The sequence below is a fragment of the Acinetobacter populi genome (assembly GCF_002174125.1).
Lineage (GTDB): Bacteria > Pseudomonadota > Gammaproteobacteria > Pseudomonadales > Moraxellaceae > Acinetobacter > Acinetobacter populi.
The window spans coordinates 213,094-231,961 of sequence record NZ_NEXX01000001.1 but is presented as its reverse complement, the minus strand read 5'-3'; the positions used below and the strand labels follow the sequence as shown (position 1 = coordinate 231,961).

19 protein-coding genes are annotated in these 18,868 nt (G+C 41.2%); 11 read left to right on the top strand and 8 right to left on the bottom strand.

All coding sequences use genetic code 11. The features are described from left to right. Positions 1–52: 52 nt before the first annotated feature. The 3 genes from pstC to pstB are packed head-to-tail and all read left to right on the top strand — an operon-like array spanning position 53 to position 3,757. On the top strand, positions 53–1,432 hold the full coding sequence (gene pstC, locus CAP51_RS01010; protein ID WP_087618873.1) for a phosphate ABC transporter permease subunit PstC: 1,380 nt from the start codon (positions 53–55) through the stop codon (positions 1,430–1,432). Continuing rightward, positions 1,429–2,826: a phosphate ABC transporter permease PstA gene (gene pstA / locus CAP51_RS01005; RefSeq protein WP_087618872.1), complete on the top strand. Its 1,398-nt coding sequence runs from the start codon at positions 1,429–1,431 to the stop codon at positions 2,824–2,826. The genes pstC and pstA overlap by 4 nt, the downstream gene beginning before the upstream one ends. 13 nt (positions 2,827–2,839) lie before the next feature. Further along, a complete protein-coding gene (gene pstB, locus CAP51_RS01000; RefSeq protein ID WP_087618871.1) occupies positions 2,840–3,757 on the top strand; it encodes a phosphate ABC transporter ATP-binding protein PstB in 918 nt (305 codons plus the stop codon). Between the two features lie 51 nt (positions 3,758–3,808). Here pstB and CAP51_RS00995 read toward each other — a convergent pair whose 3' ends face one another. After that, entirely contained in the window at positions 3,809–4,975 is a 1,167-nt protein-coding gene (locus tag CAP51_RS00995) for a ribosomal protein uL16 3-hydroxylase (RefSeq protein WP_087618870.1), read from the bottom strand. Between the two features lie 196 nt (positions 4,976–5,171). Here CAP51_RS00995 and CAP51_RS00990 point away from each other — a divergent pair, with 196 nt between their 5' ends. Next, complete coding sequence (locus CAP51_RS00990; RefSeq protein WP_213062665.1) at positions 5,172–5,477, top strand: antitoxin; 306 nt, start codon at positions 5,172–5,174, stop codon at positions 5,475–5,477. A gap of 1 nt (position 5,478) precedes the next feature. Then, positions 5,479–5,880: a type II toxin-antitoxin system VapC family toxin gene (locus CAP51_RS00985; protein ID WP_087618869.1), complete on the top strand. Its 402-nt coding sequence runs from the start codon at positions 5,479–5,481 to the stop codon at positions 5,878–5,880. A gap of 3 nt (positions 5,881–5,883) precedes the next feature. Here the strand turns inward: CAP51_RS00985 and CAP51_RS00980 are convergent, their stop codons facing one another. Next, positions 5,884–6,474 carry a Maf family protein gene (locus CAP51_RS00980; RefSeq protein ID WP_087618868.1) on the bottom strand — a complete coding sequence of 197 codons (591 nt, stop codon included), beginning with the start codon at positions 6,472–6,474 and terminating at the stop codon, positions 5,884–5,886. Continuing rightward, the gene (locus CAP51_RS00975; protein WP_087618867.1) at positions 6,474–6,857 is read right to left on the bottom strand and encodes a DUF2237 family protein; all 384 of its coding nucleotides are present in this window, start codon (positions 6,855–6,857) and stop codon (positions 6,474–6,476) included. Before CAP51_RS00975 ends, CAP51_RS00980 begins: the two co-directional genes overlap by 1 nt. A 143-nt stretch (positions 6,858–7,000) precedes the next feature. Between CAP51_RS00975 and CAP51_RS00970 the strand changes: the two genes are divergently transcribed. The 5 genes from CAP51_RS00970 (at position 7,001) to CAP51_RS00950 (ending at position 12,299) form a co-directional block, all read left to right on the top strand. After that, positions 7,001–8,194, top strand: coding sequence for a phosphoglycerate kinase (locus tag CAP51_RS00970; protein ID WP_087618866.1), 1,194 nt, complete (start codon positions 7,001–7,003; stop codon positions 8,192–8,194). A 20-nt stretch (positions 8,195–8,214) separates the two neighbouring features. Next, complete coding sequence (locus tag CAP51_RS00965; protein ID WP_087618865.1) at positions 8,215–8,496, top strand: hypothetical protein; 282 nt, start codon at positions 8,215–8,217, stop codon at positions 8,494–8,496. Positions 8,497–8,612: 116 nt separating this feature from the next. Next, complete coding sequence (gene fba / locus CAP51_RS00960; protein ID WP_087618864.1) at positions 8,613–9,647, top strand: class II fructose-bisphosphate aldolase; 1,035 nt, start codon at positions 8,613–8,615, stop codon at positions 9,645–9,647. Positions 9,648–10,035: 388 nt separating this feature from the next. Then, positions 10,036–10,884, top strand: a complete 849-nt coding sequence (gene otsB / locus CAP51_RS00955) for a trehalose-phosphatase (protein ID WP_087618863.1) — start codon at positions 10,036–10,038, stop codon at positions 10,882–10,884. Continuing rightward, positions 10,872–12,299, top strand: a complete 1,428-nt coding sequence (locus CAP51_RS00950; RefSeq protein ID WP_087618862.1) for an alpha,alpha-trehalose-phosphate synthase (UDP-forming) — start codon at positions 10,872–10,874, stop codon at positions 12,297–12,299. Before otsB ends, CAP51_RS00950 begins: the two co-directional genes overlap by 13 nt. A gap of 140 nt (positions 12,300–12,439) precedes the next feature. On the opposite strand, the gene CAP51_RS00945 is transcribed toward CAP51_RS00950, so the two are convergent. The 5 genes from CAP51_RS00945 to CAP51_RS00925 form a co-directional block, all read right to left on the bottom strand. Further along, positions 12,440–13,627 (bottom strand): MFS transporter, encoded by a 1,188-nt coding sequence (locus tag CAP51_RS00945; protein ID WP_087618861.1) that lies wholly within the window; start codon positions 13,625–13,627, stop codon positions 12,440–12,442. A 413-nt stretch (positions 13,628–14,040) separates the two neighbouring features. Next, on the bottom strand, positions 14,041–14,694 hold the full coding sequence (locus tag CAP51_RS00940; protein WP_087618860.1) for a glycosyltransferase family 2 protein: 654 nt from the start codon (positions 14,692–14,694) through the stop codon (positions 14,041–14,043). Continuing rightward, entirely contained in the window at positions 14,691–15,293 is a 603-nt protein-coding gene (locus CAP51_RS00935) for a class I SAM-dependent methyltransferase (protein WP_087618859.1), read from the bottom strand. The genes CAP51_RS00940 and CAP51_RS00935 overlap by 4 nt, the downstream gene beginning before the upstream one ends. Continuing rightward, entirely contained in the window at positions 15,283–16,068 is a 786-nt protein-coding gene (locus CAP51_RS00930; protein WP_087618858.1) for a PIG-L deacetylase family protein, read from the bottom strand. The genes CAP51_RS00935 and CAP51_RS00930 overlap by 11 nt, the downstream gene beginning before the upstream one ends. After that, complete coding sequence (locus CAP51_RS00925; protein WP_087618857.1) at positions 16,056–17,042, bottom strand: acyl-CoA dehydrogenase; 987 nt, start codon at positions 17,040–17,042, stop codon at positions 16,056–16,058. The genes CAP51_RS00930 and CAP51_RS00925 overlap by 13 nt, the downstream gene beginning before the upstream one ends. Before the next feature lie 515 nt (positions 17,043–17,557). On the opposite strand from CAP51_RS00925, the gene CAP51_RS00920 reads away from it, so the two are divergent. Next, complete coding sequence (locus CAP51_RS00920) at positions 17,558–18,730, top strand: KGG domain-containing protein (protein ID WP_087618856.1); 1,173 nt, start codon at positions 17,558–17,560, stop codon at positions 18,728–18,730. Positions 18,731–18,868 lie beyond the last annotated feature (138 nt).

The window sequence follows — 18,868 nt, the reverse complement described above, 5'->3', positions numbered from 1 at the left end:
CAATAAAATAATATGGGTTATGACCCAGTAAAACAGCAAACTTGGAGCATCGATGAATTTATTACTGATCGGCATCCTACTCGCAATTATTGCAGTTGCCTATCAGATCGGCTTAACACGAAGTAAGTCGATTGCTGGTAAGGGGAATAATTCTGCAATTCTGCACTCTCGTCCGGGGTATTACGGTAGTCTGGTGGCTTTATGGTGTGGTATTCCTGCTGCGATTTTATTAATTGTCTGGAATATTGCAGAACCATCTATTTTAAAACATATTGCACTTAGCCAACTGCCTGCACAAGTCGTAAGCGGTTTATCTGCGTCTGAGGTTGATATACTGGTACAACGTATTCAGTCAATTGCCTCTGGTTTTGGGGTAAGTGACACGCCACAAGCCTATGAAGTGGCAGCAGCACAAACATTAAAAAATTATGAAACAATTGCTTTAATTGCAAAATTTTCAGTCGTTATTTCAGTTGGCTTATTTGGTTTGGCCTATGCTAGACAACGCATTTCTAGTCAATTTCGTGCACGTAACCAAGTCGAAAAAATTATTAGCATTTCCTTGGCACTTTGCTCTGGTATCGCGATTTTAACTACTGTCGGTATCGTCATGTCGATGCTCAGTGAAGCCTTACACTTCTTTGATTTTGTTAGTCCGGTAGATTTCTTCTTTGGTACACAGTGGAACCCCGGCTTTAGTACAACTGGAACTGCCGAAGGTAGTTATGGTCTGTTGCCTTTATTATGGGGCACGATCATGGTCAGTATTATTGCTTTACTGGTGGCTGTACCTGTCGGTCTGATGACTGCGATCTATCTTGCAGAATATGCGAAGCCTCGTTTTCGTGCGATTGTCAAACCGATTATTGAGATTTTGGCAGGTATCCCGACCATTGTATATGGTGTATTTGCCTTGATGATCATTGGTCCATTCTTCCATCATATGGGGGAAATACTGGGTTTAAATATTAATGCAACCAGTGCTTTGACCGCAGGTTTTGTAATGGGAATCATGATTATCCCATTCGTTTCGTCTTTGTCTGATGACATTATTACTCAGGTACCACGTTCTTTACGTGATGGTTCTTTGGGACTGGGTGCCACAAAATCTGAAACCATTTTGAAAGTTGTTATGCCGGCAGCGTTGCCAGGCGTGGTGGGTGCATTTTTATTGGCGGCTTCTCGTGCTATTGGCGAAACCATGATTGTGGTACTTGCCGCAGGGAATAGTCCACTGTTACATGCCAATCCGTTAGAAGCGGTATCTACAGTCACAGTAACGATTGTTAACCAGTTAACTGGCGATACAGATTTTGCCAGCCCGCAATCATTAGTGGCATTTGCTTTAGGTCTGACCTTGTTTGTGATTACTTTGGGTCTGAACATTATTGCACTTTACATTGTGCGTAAATATCGTGAGCAATACGAATGAGTACATCAAATAGTCCAACAATGGATCAGCTGCCAGAATTTGATCCCAAAAAAGCAGCAGAATTACAGGAAGAGCGTCGTCGTCGTATCGAGGCTTCCTTGGGCAAACGTCATCGTAAAGAAAAAGTATTTAAATCAATGGGCTTTAGTGCCGTAATGATTGGTTTGTTCTTTGTTGCCTTGTTGTTCGGTAGTATCCTGATTCGTGGTTTACCGGCATTTTGGCAGTCTTCATTGGTCACCAATGTTTATTTTGATCCGAATGAGATTAAGGTCGGACCAAAACCTGTACCACGTTCTGGAGAATCTCCAGCTGCATTTGAAGAGCGTTTTATTGCATGGCAGGGTGAATTTGCCATGGTGGACTGGGATAGTTTGCTGGTCAACAGCGTGATCGCCAAAGATCCAAAACTTGCCAGTCAAAAAGATGAGATTATTAATATCTTCAGTAGTTCGGAAAGCTATCGCTTACGCGATATGGTATTGGCCAATCAGAATTTGATCGGTAAAAGAGAAGATATTAAATTCTTGACTGCTGCCAATGTGGATGTCTGGTTAACAGGTAAAATTGACCGCGATTTACCAGATGAGCAACAACAACTGAGTCCGGAAATTCGTCATCTTGCGGATGAAATGAAAGCAGATGGCATTATTACCCGAAGTTTTAATACCAAAATCTTTACCAATCCGGATTCTCGTAGTGCACCAGAGCTCAGTGGTTTGGCCGGTGCCTTCATGGGATCATTGTTCATGATGATTATCGTGATCTTTATTTCGATCCCAATTGGTGTGGCAAGTGCGATTTATCTGGAAGAGTTTGCCAAACAGAACTGGCTGACAGATATTATCGAAGTGAATATCAATAACCTTGCCGCCGTACCTTCGATTGTTTTTGGTTTACTGGGTGCAGCAATTTTTATCAACTGGTTCCATTTACCGTTGTCTGCACCTTTGGTCGGTGGTTTGGTCCTTAGTCTAATGACCTTGCCAACAGTGATTATTACCACACGTGCTTCATTAAAAGCAGTTCCACCATCTATTCGTCAGGCGGCTTTAGGGCTGGGTGCTTCCAAAGTACAAAGTGTATTCCACCATGTCTTGCCGCTTGCCTTGCCGGGTATTTTAACCGGTGCGATTATTGGTGTGGCTCAGGCACTTGGTGAAACTGCACCATTGTTATTAATCGGGATGAGTGCATTCGTTGCCAGTATTCCATCTACACCACTTGATCAGGCAACTGCATTACCTGTACAGATTTATTTATGGCAGGGTAATGAATTACGTAATTTCTTCGAGGGACGTACTGCCGCTGCCATCATTGTGTTATTGGCATTGATGATTGGCTTAAACAGCCTGGCAATTTGGTTACGTAAAAAGTTCGAAGTTCGTTGGTAATTGGAGAAAGATTATGCTAACAACTGAAATAAAGAATATTGATACACAGGATACCGCAGTGAATAATCCACGTACGTCTCAACCAAACGCCAACGATGTGATTGCACAGAGTCCAAATGCACATTATGCATCTGCGCAATTTGATGTGCAGAATAAGCAGAAAAAAACCAATGCGACTGTGAAAATTAGTGCACAGGATGTTCATGTGTATTATGGTGAATCGGAAGCAATTAAAGGTATTGATCTTGATATCTATGAAAATGAAGTGATTGCATTTATCGGTCCGTCAGGTTGTGGTAAATCTACATTCCTGCGTACCTTAAACCGTATGAATGACACCATTGATAGCTGTCGTGTAACAGGTAAAGTCACACTTGATGGTCGTGATATTTATGATCCAAATTTGGACGTGGTATTGTTACGTGCACAAGTGGGTATGGTATTCCAGAAACCGAACCCGTTTCCAAAATCTATCTTTGAAAACGTGTCTTATGGTCCAAAGCTACATGGTCTAGCAAAAAATAAATATGATCTTGAAGAGATCGTAGAAAATAGTTTGCGTAAAGCCGGTCTATGGGAAGAGGTTAAGGATCGTTTGAATCAGCCTGGTACGGGTTTATCTGGTGGTCAGCAACAACGTCTATGTATTGCACGTACCATTGCGGTTAGCCCAGAAGTGATTCTGATGGATGAACCTTGTTCGGCACTTGACCCGATTGCAACGGCAAAAGTGGAAGAATTGATTTCTGAATTGTCCAATCAATATACCATTGCGATCGTAACGCATTCCATGCAACAGGCCGCACGTGTATCAAGCCGTACCGCCTATTTCCATTTGGGTGATTTGATTGAAGTGAACTCCACTGAGAAAGTCTTTACCCAACCTGACCATCAATTGACAGAAGCCTATATCACAGGTCGTTTCGGTTAATTGTTTAGCGCGTCGATGTATGAAGAGAAGAGCCGAACGTGGCTCTTTTTTTTATTCTTCGGGTTCATTTAGCATCAATATCGCCTGATTGACCGCATCTAAAATATCTTCAGCCTGAGTTTCATCCGTTAGAATATTATCTAAAAGAATATTTTCGCCATCTGCCAGTGTCTTAAAAATGTCTTGTGCGCTAGGGCCGATTTCTAGCTTTTCACCATTTGCCCAGAACTCCAGCTTTTGGTCGGACAGTGTGCGATACAGTAAGCGGCTGGCAGGTTCAAGCGTGATATAAAATCCTTGATTTTCCAATTCTTTTAAGTCATTCAGTCGTATTTCATCCAGTTCCGGAATGTTATCCGGATATTTAGGTTCACTGATCAGTTCCATCACTGCTGATTCAAAGCCTGCATTGTGTGCAATAAGCTGTAATAACTTTTGTTTTAAATCGTCAAATTCAGTCTGTTTGATTTCACCAATGTCTTGAGAAGATGATCTGTTGATATCGATCATCGGTGTTTTGGTCGTCATTTGCTCGGCAAAGCGATCACTGACACGATCAATCAGTTGTGCCGGATTGGGCATACGAAAGCCAAAGGAAAAAGTGAGGCATTCATCTTGTGCCACACCATAATGCGAAAGACGAGGCGGGACATACAGTAGATCACCTGGTGCCAGTACCTCATCAAAATCAATCTGCATGTCTGTCAATAATTTTAAGGGTTGATTGGCAATAAGTGCACTGGATTCATCACACCATTGTCCAAGTTGCCAACGACGATGTCCAAAGCCTTGTAATAAAAATACATCATAAAAATCAAAATGTTGACCGACTGAACCGCCTTTAGGCGCATATGACACCATAATATCATCACGTCGCCACTGCGGAATAAAGGCAAACTGTTTCCAGAGTTCGGCCAGTTCAATGGAATAATGGTCAACAGCTTGAACCAGTAAAGTCCAGTAAGGTGGCAATTTTTTAAAGTCTTTCTTGCTCAGGGGGGAGTTTTTAACCTTCCATTCATCATGCCGTTTGCCATTCTGAGTAATCAGACGGGCAGTAATATGGTCTTCTAGCGCCAGTTCCTTGATATCATCTGGTTCAAACATACCGACAATTTCAGGCAGGGCATTACGAACCAAAAGCGGCTTTTTTTGCCAGTATTCTGTGAGGAATTGTTCGGCAGTTAAGCCACCTAAAATGGAAAGTTGTTCGGACATGAAAATCGCCAATACGCAAGAGATAGCATATTGTTACTTGAGTTCAACAATGCTGCAAGTTGTGATGCGCTGTTTGATTTGTTTTTTGAGTAAAGTGTAATGGTTATTTCTTTTTAGGATGACGGTTTTTAATAATTTGTCTATTTCTTGGTAGTTGTATATACTGTATTTACAGTGGGATTTGAGAGGAATAACAATGAATACTAAAACGAAAATGTTCAAAAGTGGCAATTCTTTTGCGATACGGATTCCTAAAGATTTATTACCTCCTGAAATTCCGGAAGAAGTAACAATTGAGTGGCGCAATGGAGAGTGGGTAATTCGCCCGATTCAAAAGCGATCTTTAGCAGGGTTAATGGCCAAGTTTAAAGCATTTTCACCTGATTTTATGCCAAATGGGCGAGAGTTTCATGAGCAAAAAGAACGGGATTGGTCTGGTATATTTGATGAGGACAGTAATTCGCAAATAAAAGAAATAACAGCCGATCCTCAGGAAAAATAATATGCGTTATATGCTTGATACTAATATTTGTATTTATTTAATAAAAAATGACCCTGCTCACGTAGCAAAGAAGTTTGCTCATTTGAATTATGGCGATGCGGTGATTTCAGTGATTACTTTGGCGGAGTTGCGTTTTGGTGCATTCGTTTCAAAGTATCGAGAACAAGAAGAACAAGCAATTTTAGGGCTTTTAGAGGATATTCCAGTATTATCCTTTGATGAAACGATTACATTTAGCTATGCAAAATTAAGGGCAGCTCTTCCAGACAGGCGTAAGGATGCTTTAGACCGATTAATTGCCGCCCATGCGGTTGCAGCAGATTGTATTCTGGTGACCAATAATGAAGCAGATTTTAAAGGCTATCCGAATTTAACATGGGAAAACTGGGTGAGTGGTTGTTAATATTTAAGGTAAAGGAACTTCTAATTCCCGCAAATATTGACACAGTTGAATCAGTGGCAAACCCATCAATGCAGTGTAATCATCGCCATACATTGATTCAAACAAGGTCATGCCTAGACTTTCACATTTAAAACTGCCTGCACAATGTAAGGGTTGATCAAACTGGATATAACGCTGGATTTCGTGGTTTGATAAGCGACGGAATTTAACCTGAAAAGGAATCACGCTGGTTTGGCGATAATTTTTTGCCAAACATTGTACTGAAACACCCGTGCTAAAATTGAGCACTTTGCCGGATTGTCGTTGTAATTGTTGGATTGCTGCCTGTTCGGTATAGGGTTTGCCAATCAATTCCGTAGGAGATTCGGCCAGCCATGCCACTTGATCGGAGCTAATGACAATGGCATCTGGATATTGTGTTGCAATGACGCTGGCTTTTTCAATACTTAGACGATAGGCGAGTTGTTGAGCAGTTTCACCCGCTTGAGCACATTCATCAATATCTGGGCTGATGGTAAGGTAGTTTAAATTTAAACGATCCATTAATGCTTTACGGGTAACAGAGCTGGAAGCGAGAATAATTTGTTGTGCCATTACACTGCATATTCCATCAGGGTATTTAGATCAACAAATTTTAATACGCTTTGATGACATGCCTGTATTTTAATTGGTGGCGCAACTTGATGTTGATAGGCCTCAACCCAACGTTCAACGCAGATACACCAAAAATCACCCGGTTTTAATCCGGCAAAGCCGACTTCGGGTAATGGTGTGATCAAGTCATTGCCCACGCGCTGTGAAAAACTTAAAAATTCTGAGGTCATCTGGGCACATACGGTATGTAAACCATAGTCACTATAGCCGGTATGACAAAAACCATCTCGATAATAGCCTGTGATGGGATCAAAACAGCAACTGGCTAAAGGTTCACCCAGTACGTTTAAACGATTGATTTCCGGATCGGGATGGTACGACATACAACACACCTAAAAACGATAAAGCACTATCATGATAAATGATATTTACCATGAATTTCATACAATATCGAAATATAACTACCTTTTTATTGAGAATGATTTAAAATTTGCCCAATTTTATTGAAACATAATGAGAGAAGCATATGAATTTTCAGCGCATGACAGATTTGGATTTGGCTGGTAAGCGGGTTTTAATTCGTGAAGATTTAAATGTTCCTGTAAAAGATGGCAAAATCAGCAGTGATGCCCGTCTGCGTGCAGCTTTACCTACCATCAAACAAGCACTTGATCAAGGTGCGGCAGTGATGGTGTTTTCTCATTTAGGTCGTCCAGTTGAAGGCGAACCAAAAGCTGAACAGTCACTTGCCCCTGTTGCTGCTTATTTAACTGAAGCATTAGGGCAGGAAGTTCAATTGTTTACAGATTATCTCGATGGTGTTGCAGTACAACCGGGTCAGGTGGTGTTACTGGAAAATGTCCGTTTTAATCACGGTGAAAAGAAAAATAATCCGGAACTGGCACAAAAATATGCCGCACTTTGTGATGTCTTTGTGATGGATGCCTTTGGTACTGCACATCGCGCCGAAGCATCAACTGAAGGTGTCGCACGTTATGCCAAACAAGCTGCCGCAGGACCTTTATTAGCAGCTGAACTTGATGCCTTGGGCCGTGCCATGGAAACTCCGGAAAAACCTATGGTGGCGATTGTGGCAGGCTCCAAAGTCTCTACCAAACTCGATGTATTAAATTCCTTGGCCAATATTTGTGATCAGCTGATTGTTGGTGGTGGTATTGCCAATACATTCCTCGCTGCGGCCGGTTTTAATGTCGGTAAATCTCTGTATGAAGCCGATCTGGTCGATACCGCCCAAAAAATTGCTGAAAAAGTAAGTGTGCCGTTGCCTACAGATGTTGTCGTTGCAGATGCAACGAGTATTCACTTTGAAGACTTTTTAGGTTCGTTGTCAAATTGTCAGTCAACTGTAAAAAAAGTAGAAGATGTGGCTGATAATGATATGATTTTGGATGTAGGTCCTGAAACTGCCCAAAACTTTGCGACGATCTTGAAGCAATCAAAAACCATTTTGTGGAATGGCCCGGTTGGGGTATTTGAAGTGGATCAATTCGGTGAAGGTACCAAGACCTTGTCTTTAGCGATTGCCGAGAGTGATGCATTTTCGATTGCAGGTGGCGGTGATACTTTGGCTGCGATTGATAAATATCAGGTTGCAGATCAAATCGGCTATATCTCGACAGGTGGCGGCGCATTTCTGGAATTTGTTGAAGGTAAAACTTTACCAGCGGTTGCAGTCTTGCTGCAACGGGCTAAAAATTAATTTGGAATTAGGATGTTAAAATGAATATTAAATTATTAGCGGGTTTATTGATTACACTTCCTCTTGTAGCAGTTGCATGTAGCAAAAAAGAAGCGCCTGCTCAAGATCAAGCTACTGCCGAACAAACCACGACAACGGCAGAAGTAACTCCAGAGCAACAAGCAGCGATTGATTCTGTAGACAAACCAAATCCAGAGGCGATTGCAACTGATGATGCAGCGACAGCTGATGCAGCAGAAGCGACCACTGATGACGCAGCGACTGCACCAACTGAATCCACAACAGAACATCCTGCACAATAATTAGTTATTTTGTTGACAAGTCCTCGCTTAGGCGAGGATTTTTATATAAAAAACGTATTTTTAGCTGAATTAAAATCATTCTCAAGGTAAAATACGGTAAGTTTTTGGAGGATATTATGGCACTCATTTCATTACGCCAATTGTTGGATCACGCAGCCGAACATAGTTATGGTGTTCCTGCATTCAACGTGAATAATTTAGAACAAATGCGTGCCATTATGATGGCAGCAGATGAAACCAATTCTCCTGTTATTGTTCAGGCATCTGCCGGGGCACGTAAATATGCTGGGGCACCGTTTTTACGTCATCTTATTTTGGCAGCCGTTGAAGAATGGCCGCATATTCCTGTAGTAATGCATCAGGATCATGGCACCAGTCCAGCCATTTGCCAGCGTTCAATTCAATTGGGCTTTAGCTCGGTGATGATGGACGGTTCATTGGGTACAGATGGTAAGACACCGACTACTTATGAATATAATGTCGACGTTACCCGTCAGGTTGTGGCTATGGCACATGCCTGTGGTGTATCGGTAGAAGGTGAAATCGGTTGTTTGGGTAGCCTTGAAACTGGTATGGCTGGTGAAGAGGATGGCGTAGGCGCAGAAGGCGTACTGGATCATTCACAACTGCTGACCTCTGTAGAAGAAGCACAGCAATTTGTTGCAGACACCAATGTTGATGCGCTTGCAATTGCAGTGGGAACATCGCATGGTGCCTATAAATTTACCCGTCCACCAACAGGGGACATTCTGGCAATTGATCGCATTAAAGAAATTCATGCGGCATTGCCAAATACGCATTTGGTCATGCATGGTTCAAGTTCGGTGCCACAAGAATGGTTAAAAGTCATTAATGAGTTTGGTGGCAATATTGGCGAGACTTATGGTGTACCAGTTGAGCAACTGGTTGAAGCGATCAAACATGGTGTACGTAAGATCAATATTGATACCGACTTGCGTTTGGCATCTACCGGTGCAATTCGTCGCTTTATGGCAGAACATCCAGCCGAGTTTGATCCACGTAAATATTTGGCAAAAACTGTCGATGCCATGAAGCAGGTGTGTGTTGACCGTTATGTCGCTTTTGGTACAGCGGGTCATGCCGATCAAATTCGTCCCATTTCATTAGAGAAAATGGTTGAGCGTTATTAATTTTACTTAAGTTTGACAAGAACCGCTTTTATTGAAAAGCGGTTTTTTTATTACAAAATAAATATTTATAAGATATGAAATAAAAATAAACTGAATAATTTTATATGTTATTGATTTAATAATATATTATAAGGTTTGGATTTGGAATTAAACATTATAAGTTATATTTTTTATTACAAATTAAAATATATTATATCAGTTAGATTGTAAATATTATTTAAAATAACAATACATTGGATATTCATTATGTCACAAATTGATAAATATATTTCAAAATGTGAGGATGTAATGTTGCTTGTGTTTATGTTGTTTTAATGGTAAGTCCAATTGAAATACTGCGCTGATTAATATAATTATTATAAATAACGTTTTAAGCAGGATTCTAATAATGGATAATCATCATGTTAAAAATATTCAATCTTCTGATTTATATTACAGTTCAGCAAAAGAACTGGCGCATTTTATTGTGAGCAAAGAAAAGCATTATTGTTTATTTCTTGATATTGATGGGACCTTGGCAGATTTTCAGATCGATCCTGAAGATACCTTTATTCCGCAGCATACACTTGAGGTGATTCAGAGCATTCGACAGCATAAAGTGCCAGTTATTGCTGTGACTGGGCGTTCAGTAGAGGTCGCCCAACGTCTTTTTAGTCCGATGGTATTGCCCATTGCAGGGACACATGGGCTGGAAATTTGTCTGGATCAAGATATGGTTTTGCAAAGTGATGTGCACACAATAGATTTTCTAAAATTACAACAACAATTAAAAATGATGTGTCTGCCTTATCCTGAACTTCTTATTGAAAATAAAAAATATTCAGTGGCATTGCATTATCGACAATATCCGCAGCTGGCCGAAATTGCACAACAGATTATGCACGAGCTTAGGCAGCATTATCCTGCTTTAAAATTAAATCAGGGAAAATATGTGCTCGAGCTTTTACCAAAACAGGCCGATAAAGGTGAGGCCATTCAAACCATTTTAAATCATTTAAATATGGTTTCTGTACTTCCTATTTTTATCGGAGATGATCTAACCGATGAAACAGGATTTATAAAAATAAATAAGCTGGACGGTATCAGTATAAAAGTTGGACAAGGAAAAACTCATGCCAGATTCCGGCTTGAGAATATTAAAAAAGTTGCAGATTTTTTGACATCATTTTCAGAAATTCTGCATACCTCGGATAAAAAATCTCAAACGACAGATGGAGAATCACTATGTCTAAGTTAATTGTGGTATCGAATCGGGTGAGTTTGCCACATCCTGATCAGCCTTCTGCTGGTGGTTTGGCTGTAGCACTTCATGATGCTTTAAATGAAATTGGTGGCGTATGGCTTGGCTGGAACGGTGAGCAGGTTGATGATGGTCAGCTACCGGCTTTTGATCATATCGAGTGTGATCAGGTAGATTATATTACCTGCGCCTTGCAACGCTCCCATTACCAAAAATATTATTGTGGTTTTGCTAATAATACACTTTGGCCTGCCATGCATGATCGAGCGGATTTGATCAGATTTAAACAAGATGAATATGAAGCCTATCAGCAGGTGAATTATTTATTTGCACAGAAACTTGCGCAAATTGCTGAACCTGATGATGTAATATGGATTCATGATTATCATTTTTTCAGTATGGCTCGCTATTGCCGCGAACTAGGTATGCAGAACAAGATTGGTTTTTTCCTGCATATTCCTTTTGCACCGGCTGATATTTGGCAAGTGTTACCTCGTGCGACTGCATTGATTGAGGATTTGCACGATTATGATGTGATTGGTTTACAAACCGAAAATGATCAGAAAAACTGTATGCAGGTTAGTACATCTTTGTTAAAAGCCATGCAGATCAATGCACATTTAATCAGTTATAAAGGTCACTTGACCACAATAAAATGTTATCCAATCGGTATTCATCCCGATTCGATTCAGGAGCTAAGTGTAGCGGCAGCTCCGCAGGCATTGCCGATGCCGAATAAGAAAGGGACACAAAAAACCATTATTGGTGTTGATCGTATCGATTATTCAAAAGGGCTGATCCAACGTTTTGATGCGCTGGCCGATTTTTTTAATCAATATCCACGCTATCAGACTCAACTCACAGCCTTGCAGATTGCTTGCCCATGTCGTCTGGATATTGAGGCTTATCAGGCGTTGAATCATGCTTTAAACCAGCAGGTGGAACGGATCAATCAACAATTTTCTCGTGGTGATTGGCAACCGATTGATTGTCGTCAAGAGGTAATTGCACATGAATCCTTAATGCGAGTATATCGTGCAGCACAGATATGCTGGGTAACATCCTTAAGTGATGGCATGAATCTGGTTGCCAAAGAGTATATTGCTGCTCAGAATCCTTTGGATCCTGGTGTATTGATTTTGTCGAAATATGCAGGTGCTGCCGAGCAGATGTCAGCTGCACTGATTGTCGATCCGCTTGATGCTGTGGAGATGCGCGAAGCATTAAAAACAGCCATGGAGATACCAAAGTCAGAGCGATTACAACGCTATCAGCAATTAATTAAAGGGTTGTATCAGTATGATATTAATGACTGGCGAAATCAGTTCCTGTGGGATCTAATGCATCATCATCAATTGTTTGAACATTGTATTAAACAGCCTACACATCGTGCAGCACATATGGTGTTCTAAGGATGTCGTGGCATTTAAAATTTGTCCGTTATCTGAAAGGACATCATCACCATCATTCAGATCGTTATTGTATTTATACTTAAACCAGTAACTGTTGAGTTACTGGTTTTTTAAATTTAAGGGGTAATTAAGTATAATTTTTAGGCTTTTACTTGCGTAAAACGATTTAAAAAAGTAATGCTGACCAGTAGAACTGCCATCAACATAAATACGGTACCTAGACCAATCATTTCGCTTAAAAAGCCGACAAGCGCAGGGCCACTCAGTGAACCACTATAGGCAATGGTAGACACCACAGATAAGGCCACAGCTTTTGGCATAATGTTTTGCCGACCTACACGGGAAAACATCACTGGCACAATATTGGAACAGCCAAAACCCAGTACCGCATAGCCTAGAAGTGCCACACTCCAGTGCGGTGCAGCAATGATGATTCCAAGACCTAATGCTGCGCCTGCTGCACTATAGCTAATGATATTCTTTTCACCCAGCAATTTTAGCCAGTATTGCCCGGTAAAACGTCCAATGGTCATGGTGATGGCAAAAAAAGTGTAGGCTAAACCGGCAAAAGAGGCATTGATACCAAATTCGCTGATTAAATAAATCCCACTCCAGTCCATTGCTGCACCTTCGGACAGAAAGGCAATAAAACACACGATACCCATTAAAATAATATAGGGACTAGGCAGACGCTGAGCCGGTTTTGTTTCAGTTACTGAATTTGCTGGCGTTTCATCTGCAAGTTCTGTCAGGCAATGTGGTACTGCCATCATACCAATACCCAATAACATTGCGCTGATGGCAATGGCACTGATCAATGGTGAGATGCTGATCGACAATAAGGCAGTGACCAACATCACACCCGCCAGCCCGCCTAGACTGCACATGCCATGAAAACCAGACATCAGACTGGTGGGACTATTTTTTTCTACCATGACGGCCTGTAAATTAATGGCAACGCCCAGACTACCAACCACAACACCAAAGACAAACAACAGGGCAGCCATCAGTAAGGCAGTATTAAAAAGCGTTAATAAAGGTAGAATAAGCGCAATCGCAAGGATTGCCAGACCAATAATCGCTTTACAACCAACGTATTTGATTAATTTTCCGGTCACAGGCATAGCCAGCATGGAACCGATGCCCATACACAGCAGCAATAGACCAAAGTCGGCATGATTAAGATGTAATCTTTGCTGTGCAAATGGAATGAGTGGGGCCCAGGCAGCAGTACCGAGTCCCAGACTGAAAAAGCTCAGACGGGTTGATAAACATTGTGCATTGAGATCGGTTGAAGTATCAAAAAATGCTGTTTTGGAAAAAATCATCTGTGTCCCACCACATTAAACGTACAGGGCATCCCATTCCAAAGCGTTATCCATAGAAAAAACCCCTGTATGTTTATAGAACTATCTACAAATCTACAGAGGCTTTATTTGGCGGAATTATACACAATTTGCAGGGTTGTACATCACTTTTTTGGCACGCAATAAAATAATTTTGTAACTGTGAAAATGATCATTAAATGCGCAGTCATGGATAGAAAATAATTCGTTTTAGTAATATATTATTTTGTTGAAAATAATTAAAAATTTATTTTAAAAACAATGGTTTATTTTGATATTTGGAATTTATGGATTTCAGAACAGTAAAATATTTTTTGTATTGATAACAGTATTTATTCCAGAAATAGAAAATTTAATTTTAACTTGTAGAGAGGATGAAAGAAATGTGGATAATGCTATGCTTCAAGTTGCTTTAAAAAAGAAGATAATCCATTGGGTGCACGTGCATTTAAACGGCTGCTTGTGGTGACACGAACCAGATTGCTCCAGATGATTTGATATTCAAAATCTAAAAAGCGTTGAATCAATCCTACATCTTCATGACAGGTGAGTGCTTCAAAACCACCGACCTGTAAATAGGCTGCCGCGCTAAAACTTAAATTTGCACCATGAATATGACGATGATCCATACGGTCCTGATAATGGGATAAATATTTTTTTCTGGCTGTTTGACTCAAGTGTTGCCAGCAATCCAGTTCTATCACGCCACAGATGACATCGGCAGGTTGATGCTGCAATTGCTGTTGCAGCCAGTATCGATCGACACGACTATCAGCATCGGTACAGGCAATCCATTGTGCGCCTGTTGCAATCAATTGACGTATACCAAGATCACGGGCGATACCGACGCATTGCGCATCACATTGTAGATAGTCTATCCCCGCCTGTTGAATAATATTTAAGGATTGATCGGTACAATTATCTAATACCACCAGAATACGGACGTCTATGGCAAGTGAGCCAATTTCATCAATGGCGATTTGCATGGCGTGTAGACAAGCGGGTAAATCTGTTTCTTCATTATGGGCAGGAATCACGATACCTATCATATTAATTCCTCTTGTTGTGCCAGACTGTTTTGCTCATATGTCCAGATATCCACCAGAAAATCAGGATCATTTAAATTTAAATAATGCGGCATCTTTAAATGTTGATGGATCAGTTTATGTACCCGATCACCATTGAGTTCAAAACCTGCAATAGGGTGTCGCCAGTGACAACATAAAAGGGTACCTTGTGTCTGCTGCATACTGGCCTGAATTTTTTTAATCAGTAGAATCAATTCTGATTCCGACAAATAATAAGCCATTTCGCTTAGAACAATCAGATCAAAAGCTTGTGTCGGATACTGTTCGGGCATTTGTTTTTGTAAAATCTGTACATGGTTAAAAGATTTCAGCCGATCGCTGGCAAGTTGAATGGCAGTGGTATTGGCATCAATACAAGTCAGTTGTTGACCATGTGCAGCCAGATATTGACTAAAAAAACCATTAGAACAGCCAATTTCCAGAATATGGTGGTACATTGGCTTTAACAGTAAAGCCAGACAAATTTGCCGTTTACGCTGTTCATACCAGCGCTGGGCATAACCCCATGGGTCTGTATTCTCATGATACAGGCGATCAAAATAAGCTAATTTATCCTGCATAAAGATAGACCTCACGTGGCTGTAAAATACGTTCGATGGTGGAGGCTGACAAAATAGGCGGTTGGCCTGTGCTGCGATCTGCTTCGGTCTGGCTTTTAAAACAAGCAATGGCCTGACGTTTTAACGCAAGTTGAGCTGGAGTAAGGATAAGTTGCCATGCCTGCTGCCAGTTAATGCGGGGATCATTTGGACTGGCCCAATGCCAAGCCCAGATCAACACCTGATAACAAGGCAAACCTTGTTGATCGGCAAAACTTTGTACTACGTGTCCTGTGGTTTCATGATCAGGGTGGCCATCTTTTGCATAGGTACAGATCAGTAAATCCTCATTGCTGATCTGTGTTGTTAAAGCCTCATAGAGCAGCTTTTGCTGTGCATGCACTTGTCCATCTTCTAAATTCAGGGCGATGCGTTGTACACGATTTCCTAGACCCAGTACATTTAACGCAGCCAATGATTCCTGTGGACGTATATGATTTAAGTCTTGTGCGGAATAGCGACTGGATTGTGGATGGCTCTGCGTTCCATTGGTCACGGCCAGTAAAAGAATCTCTATATTGAATGTCGCAAGTTGTTGTAATAATCCTGCACAGCCTAGAATTTCATCATCAGGATGTGGGGCGACAATAACCACTCTTTTATATTCAGATACCCACTGGCTAATATCAAGTTTGGGTAATTCAGACAGGTTTTTCCAGTCGAGCCAGCTTTGTTTATCCGTGCCATTACCATAAATGATACGGTCATCAACAATCTCATGTTTTATAGTGTCCATGTAGATGTCTCCTCTAAGGCAAGTTGACCGATACGTTCCAGATCGAAAGCAGCATGACTTTGGCGAATAAAAACCGGTAAATCCGCAGCTAATCTGGCAAAAATAGCATTTTCACAATAGGGTTTTGCCCCTAATGCCTGTCCGACTTGTTCCAGTACAGTATGTGCTGCAAGTTCGGTCTGAGCGCGTAAGATTCGGATTTTTAATTCGTGATTTTCATCGGGGGATTGATCGATTTGCTCGGCAATATCTTTAAAGTATTGTCGGGTTACCGCCAGTGTATGGCTGACTTTACCCAAATACATCATGCGAAATGGGTTCGATTTTTCCTGACAGGCCTGCTGTAGAAAGCTTGCCAAACGTATAGTTGCACCATACCAACAGGCTGCTACACCGGCAGCGCCATGCCAGAAACCAGCTCGAGTTAAATATTGTTGCGGTTGTCCGATATTTTTTACCGCAGTATGTTGCAAGCTGATTTTTGCTGTTTGGGTGGCCTGCATTCCTACGGCATGCCAATCTTCATCATTAATATTGATGGTGGACTGCTGCATGTCGAGAATACATAACTGGGACTGATCATTGTGGTCCCGATAAGTCATTAAGCCATAATCCACCAGTGCTGCCCCAGAACACCATGGTTTTATTCCAGAACAATATCCATCACGATACTTGACTGGATTGGAACCACCTTCGGCTGCCCAGACGGCCCATAACTTATGCGGATCAGCTTCATATTCCAATTCATGCAGAATACTTAAGGCATCGAGATGAGACTCAAACCATTTTGCCAGCGTAAGATCTGTGGCTGCAACATTTGCCAGGATTTGCCAGCGTTGATAGGTCTGACCACTGGCAGGATAAGGAACATGTGTTGATTGTAAAACCAACTGTTTTAAAGTCGTGGAAAGGCGCGAGGCAGAAAAACACTGCTCTTGCTCAAAATCAGCTAGTATCGTTTCAAAATTTATCATTTAAGCTCTCATATTATTTTAGAATACATTTTATGAAGTAAAAAAGAGTGATTATCAAATATACCTATTTTATATTATCGATACATAACATTAGCTTGGTAAATAATTTTGGTGATAGATAGAGTAATTTGTAAATTAAATGATGATATGTAAGCTGAAAAAATAATTTTTGGTATTAATCTATATGAAGTGAAGTGGGATCAAGTTTTATTTATTAAGTTATTCATGTTGTTAAAGTAGATTTTAATCTTTTATTTAAAATTATTGATTAAAAAATCATATTAATAATGTATTTAAAAAGGTAAGTTGCTGTAATTGCTTTGGTCTAAATGGTAATTATAAATTTTTAATATTGCAATAAAAAACAGTCTGTTATGATTAAATGAAAATATGTTCGGTACATTATAAAAACTTGAAACATCTGCTTGGTGTCTTAATCTGAAAATCTATTTTAAGTTGAATAGGTCGTTAACAATGACGTGAATCTATTAATCTAATCATAGGAAGATAAAATCATGGCTACTCAAGAAAATCATGATCAAGATAGAGAGAATCGATCTAATACTTCAAATCGTGGATTTGCCAGTATGGATACCGAAAGAGTAAGAGAAATTGCCAGTAAGGGTGGGCAGGCTGCACATGCCAGTGGCAATGCGCATGAGTTTAGCTCAGAGGAAGCCCGGCAAGCTGGACGAGCTGCACATGCGAGTGGTAATGCACATGAATTTACATCTGAAGAAGCACGTGAAGCAGGTGCATTAAGCCATAAAAATGATCATCGTCGTAGCGATGAGGATGATCGAGATCGTCATCGTGTAAATAGTCGTGGTCGCAGTCGCAATGACGACGACGATTATGACGATCGTGGCAGCAATCGTTCCAATGGACGCGGCCGTAGTCGCAATGACGACGACGATTATGACGATCATGGCAGCAATCGTTCCAATGGCCGTGGTCGCAGTCGTAATGACGACGACGATTATGACGATCGAGGCAGCAATCGTTCCAATGGACGCGGCCGTAGTCGCAATGACGACGACGATTATGACGATCGAGGCAGCAATCGTTCCAATGGCCGTGGTCGCAGTCGTAATGACGACGATGATTATGACGATCGAGGCAGCAATCGTTCCAATGGACGCGGCCGTAGTCGCAATGACGACGATTATGATGATCGAGGCAGCAATCGTTCAGGTGAACGTGGCCGCAGTCGCAATGACGACGACGATTATGATGACCGTGGCAGCAATCGTTCTAATGGCCGTGGTCGCAGTCGTAATGACGACGATGATTATGACGATCGTGGCAGCAATCGTTCCAATGGACGCGGCCGTAGTCGCAATGACGACGACGATTATGATGACCGTGGCAGTAACCGTTCCAATGGACGCGGTCGTAATGATGACGATGATTATGATGATCGCGGTAGCAACCGTTCCAATGGACGCGGTCGCAGTCGCAATGACGACGACGATTATAATGATCGAGGCAGTAACCGTTCAGGTGAACGTGGCCGTAGCCGCAATGATGACGATTATGATGATCGAGGCAGCAATCGTTCTAATGGACGCGGTCGCAGTCGTAATGACGACGATGATTATGACGATCGTGGTAGTAATCGTTCTGATGGGCGGAGGAATAACTCTAATCATCAAAAACGCGATGAACATGGGCGATTTACACGCTAAGGTCTGACTGATTAAAAATCATGGTTTATTCTTCGAGCTGTAATAAAGATATATCTGGACAAAGGCTGGTGATCGCTTTGACTGAGGTAATCATCAAATTGAAGAATAAACCTGTTTCTAAATTGAAAATAATGACTT

Excerpts from the sequence above, each read along its gene's own strand:
- pstC (WP_087618873.1), top strand. The coding sequence starts at position 53 with ATGAATTTATTACTGATCGGCATCCTACTCGCAATTATTGCAGTTGCC.
- pstA (WP_087618872.1), top strand. The coding sequence starts at position 1,429 with ATGAGTACATCAAATAGTCCAACAATGGATCAGCTGCCAGAATTTGAT.
- pstB (WP_087618871.1), top strand. The coding sequence starts at position 2,840 with ATGCTAACAACTGAAATAAAGAATATTGATACACAGGATACCGCAGTG.
- CAP51_RS00995 (WP_087618870.1), bottom strand. The coding sequence starts at position 4,975 with ATGTCCGAACAACTTTCCATTTTAGGTGGCTTAACTGCCGAACAATTC.
- CAP51_RS00990 (WP_213062665.1), top strand. The coding sequence starts at position 5,172 with ATGAATACTAAAACGAAAATGTTCAAAAGTGGCAATTCTTTTGCGATA.
- CAP51_RS00985 (WP_087618869.1), top strand. The coding sequence starts at position 5,479 with ATGCGTTATATGCTTGATACTAATATTTGTATTTATTTAATAAAAAAT.
- CAP51_RS00980 (WP_087618868.1), bottom strand. The coding sequence starts at position 6,474 with ATGGCACAACAAATTATTCTCGCTTCCAGCTCTGTTACCCGTAAAGCA.
- CAP51_RS00975 (WP_087618867.1), bottom strand. The coding sequence starts at position 6,857 with ATGTCGTACCATCCCGATCCGGAAATCAATCGTTTAAACGTACTGGGT.
- CAP51_RS00970 (WP_087618866.1), top strand. The coding sequence starts at position 7,001 with ATGAATTTTCAGCGCATGACAGATTTGGATTTGGCTGGTAAGCGGGTT.
- CAP51_RS00965 (WP_087618865.1), top strand. The coding sequence starts at position 8,215 with ATGAATATTAAATTATTAGCGGGTTTATTGATTACACTTCCTCTTGTA.
- fba (WP_087618864.1), top strand. The coding sequence starts at position 8,613 with ATGGCACTCATTTCATTACGCCAATTGTTGGATCACGCAGCCGAACAT.
- otsB (WP_087618863.1), top strand. The coding sequence starts at position 10,036 with ATGGATAATCATCATGTTAAAAATATTCAATCTTCTGATTTATATTAC.
- CAP51_RS00950 (WP_087618862.1), top strand. The coding sequence starts at position 10,872 with ATGTCTAAGTTAATTGTGGTATCGAATCGGGTGAGTTTGCCACATCCT.
- CAP51_RS00945 (WP_087618861.1), bottom strand. The coding sequence starts at position 13,627 with ATGATTTTTTCCAAAACAGCATTTTTTGATACTTCAACCGATCTCAAT.
- CAP51_RS00940 (WP_087618860.1), bottom strand. The coding sequence starts at position 14,694 with ATGATAGGTATCGTGATTCCTGCCCATAATGAAGAAACAGATTTACCC.
- CAP51_RS00935 (WP_087618859.1), bottom strand. The coding sequence starts at position 15,293 with ATGCAGGATAAATTAGCTTATTTTGATCGCCTGTATCATGAGAATACA.
- CAP51_RS00930 (WP_087618858.1), bottom strand. The coding sequence starts at position 16,068 with ATGGACACTATAAAACATGAGATTGTTGATGACCGTATCATTTATGGT.
- CAP51_RS00925 (WP_087618857.1), bottom strand. The coding sequence starts at position 17,042 with ATGATAAATTTTGAAACGATACTAGCTGATTTTGAGCAAGAGCAGTGT.
- CAP51_RS00920 (WP_087618856.1), top strand. The coding sequence starts at position 17,558 with ATGGCTACTCAAGAAAATCATGATCAAGATAGAGAGAATCGATCTAAT.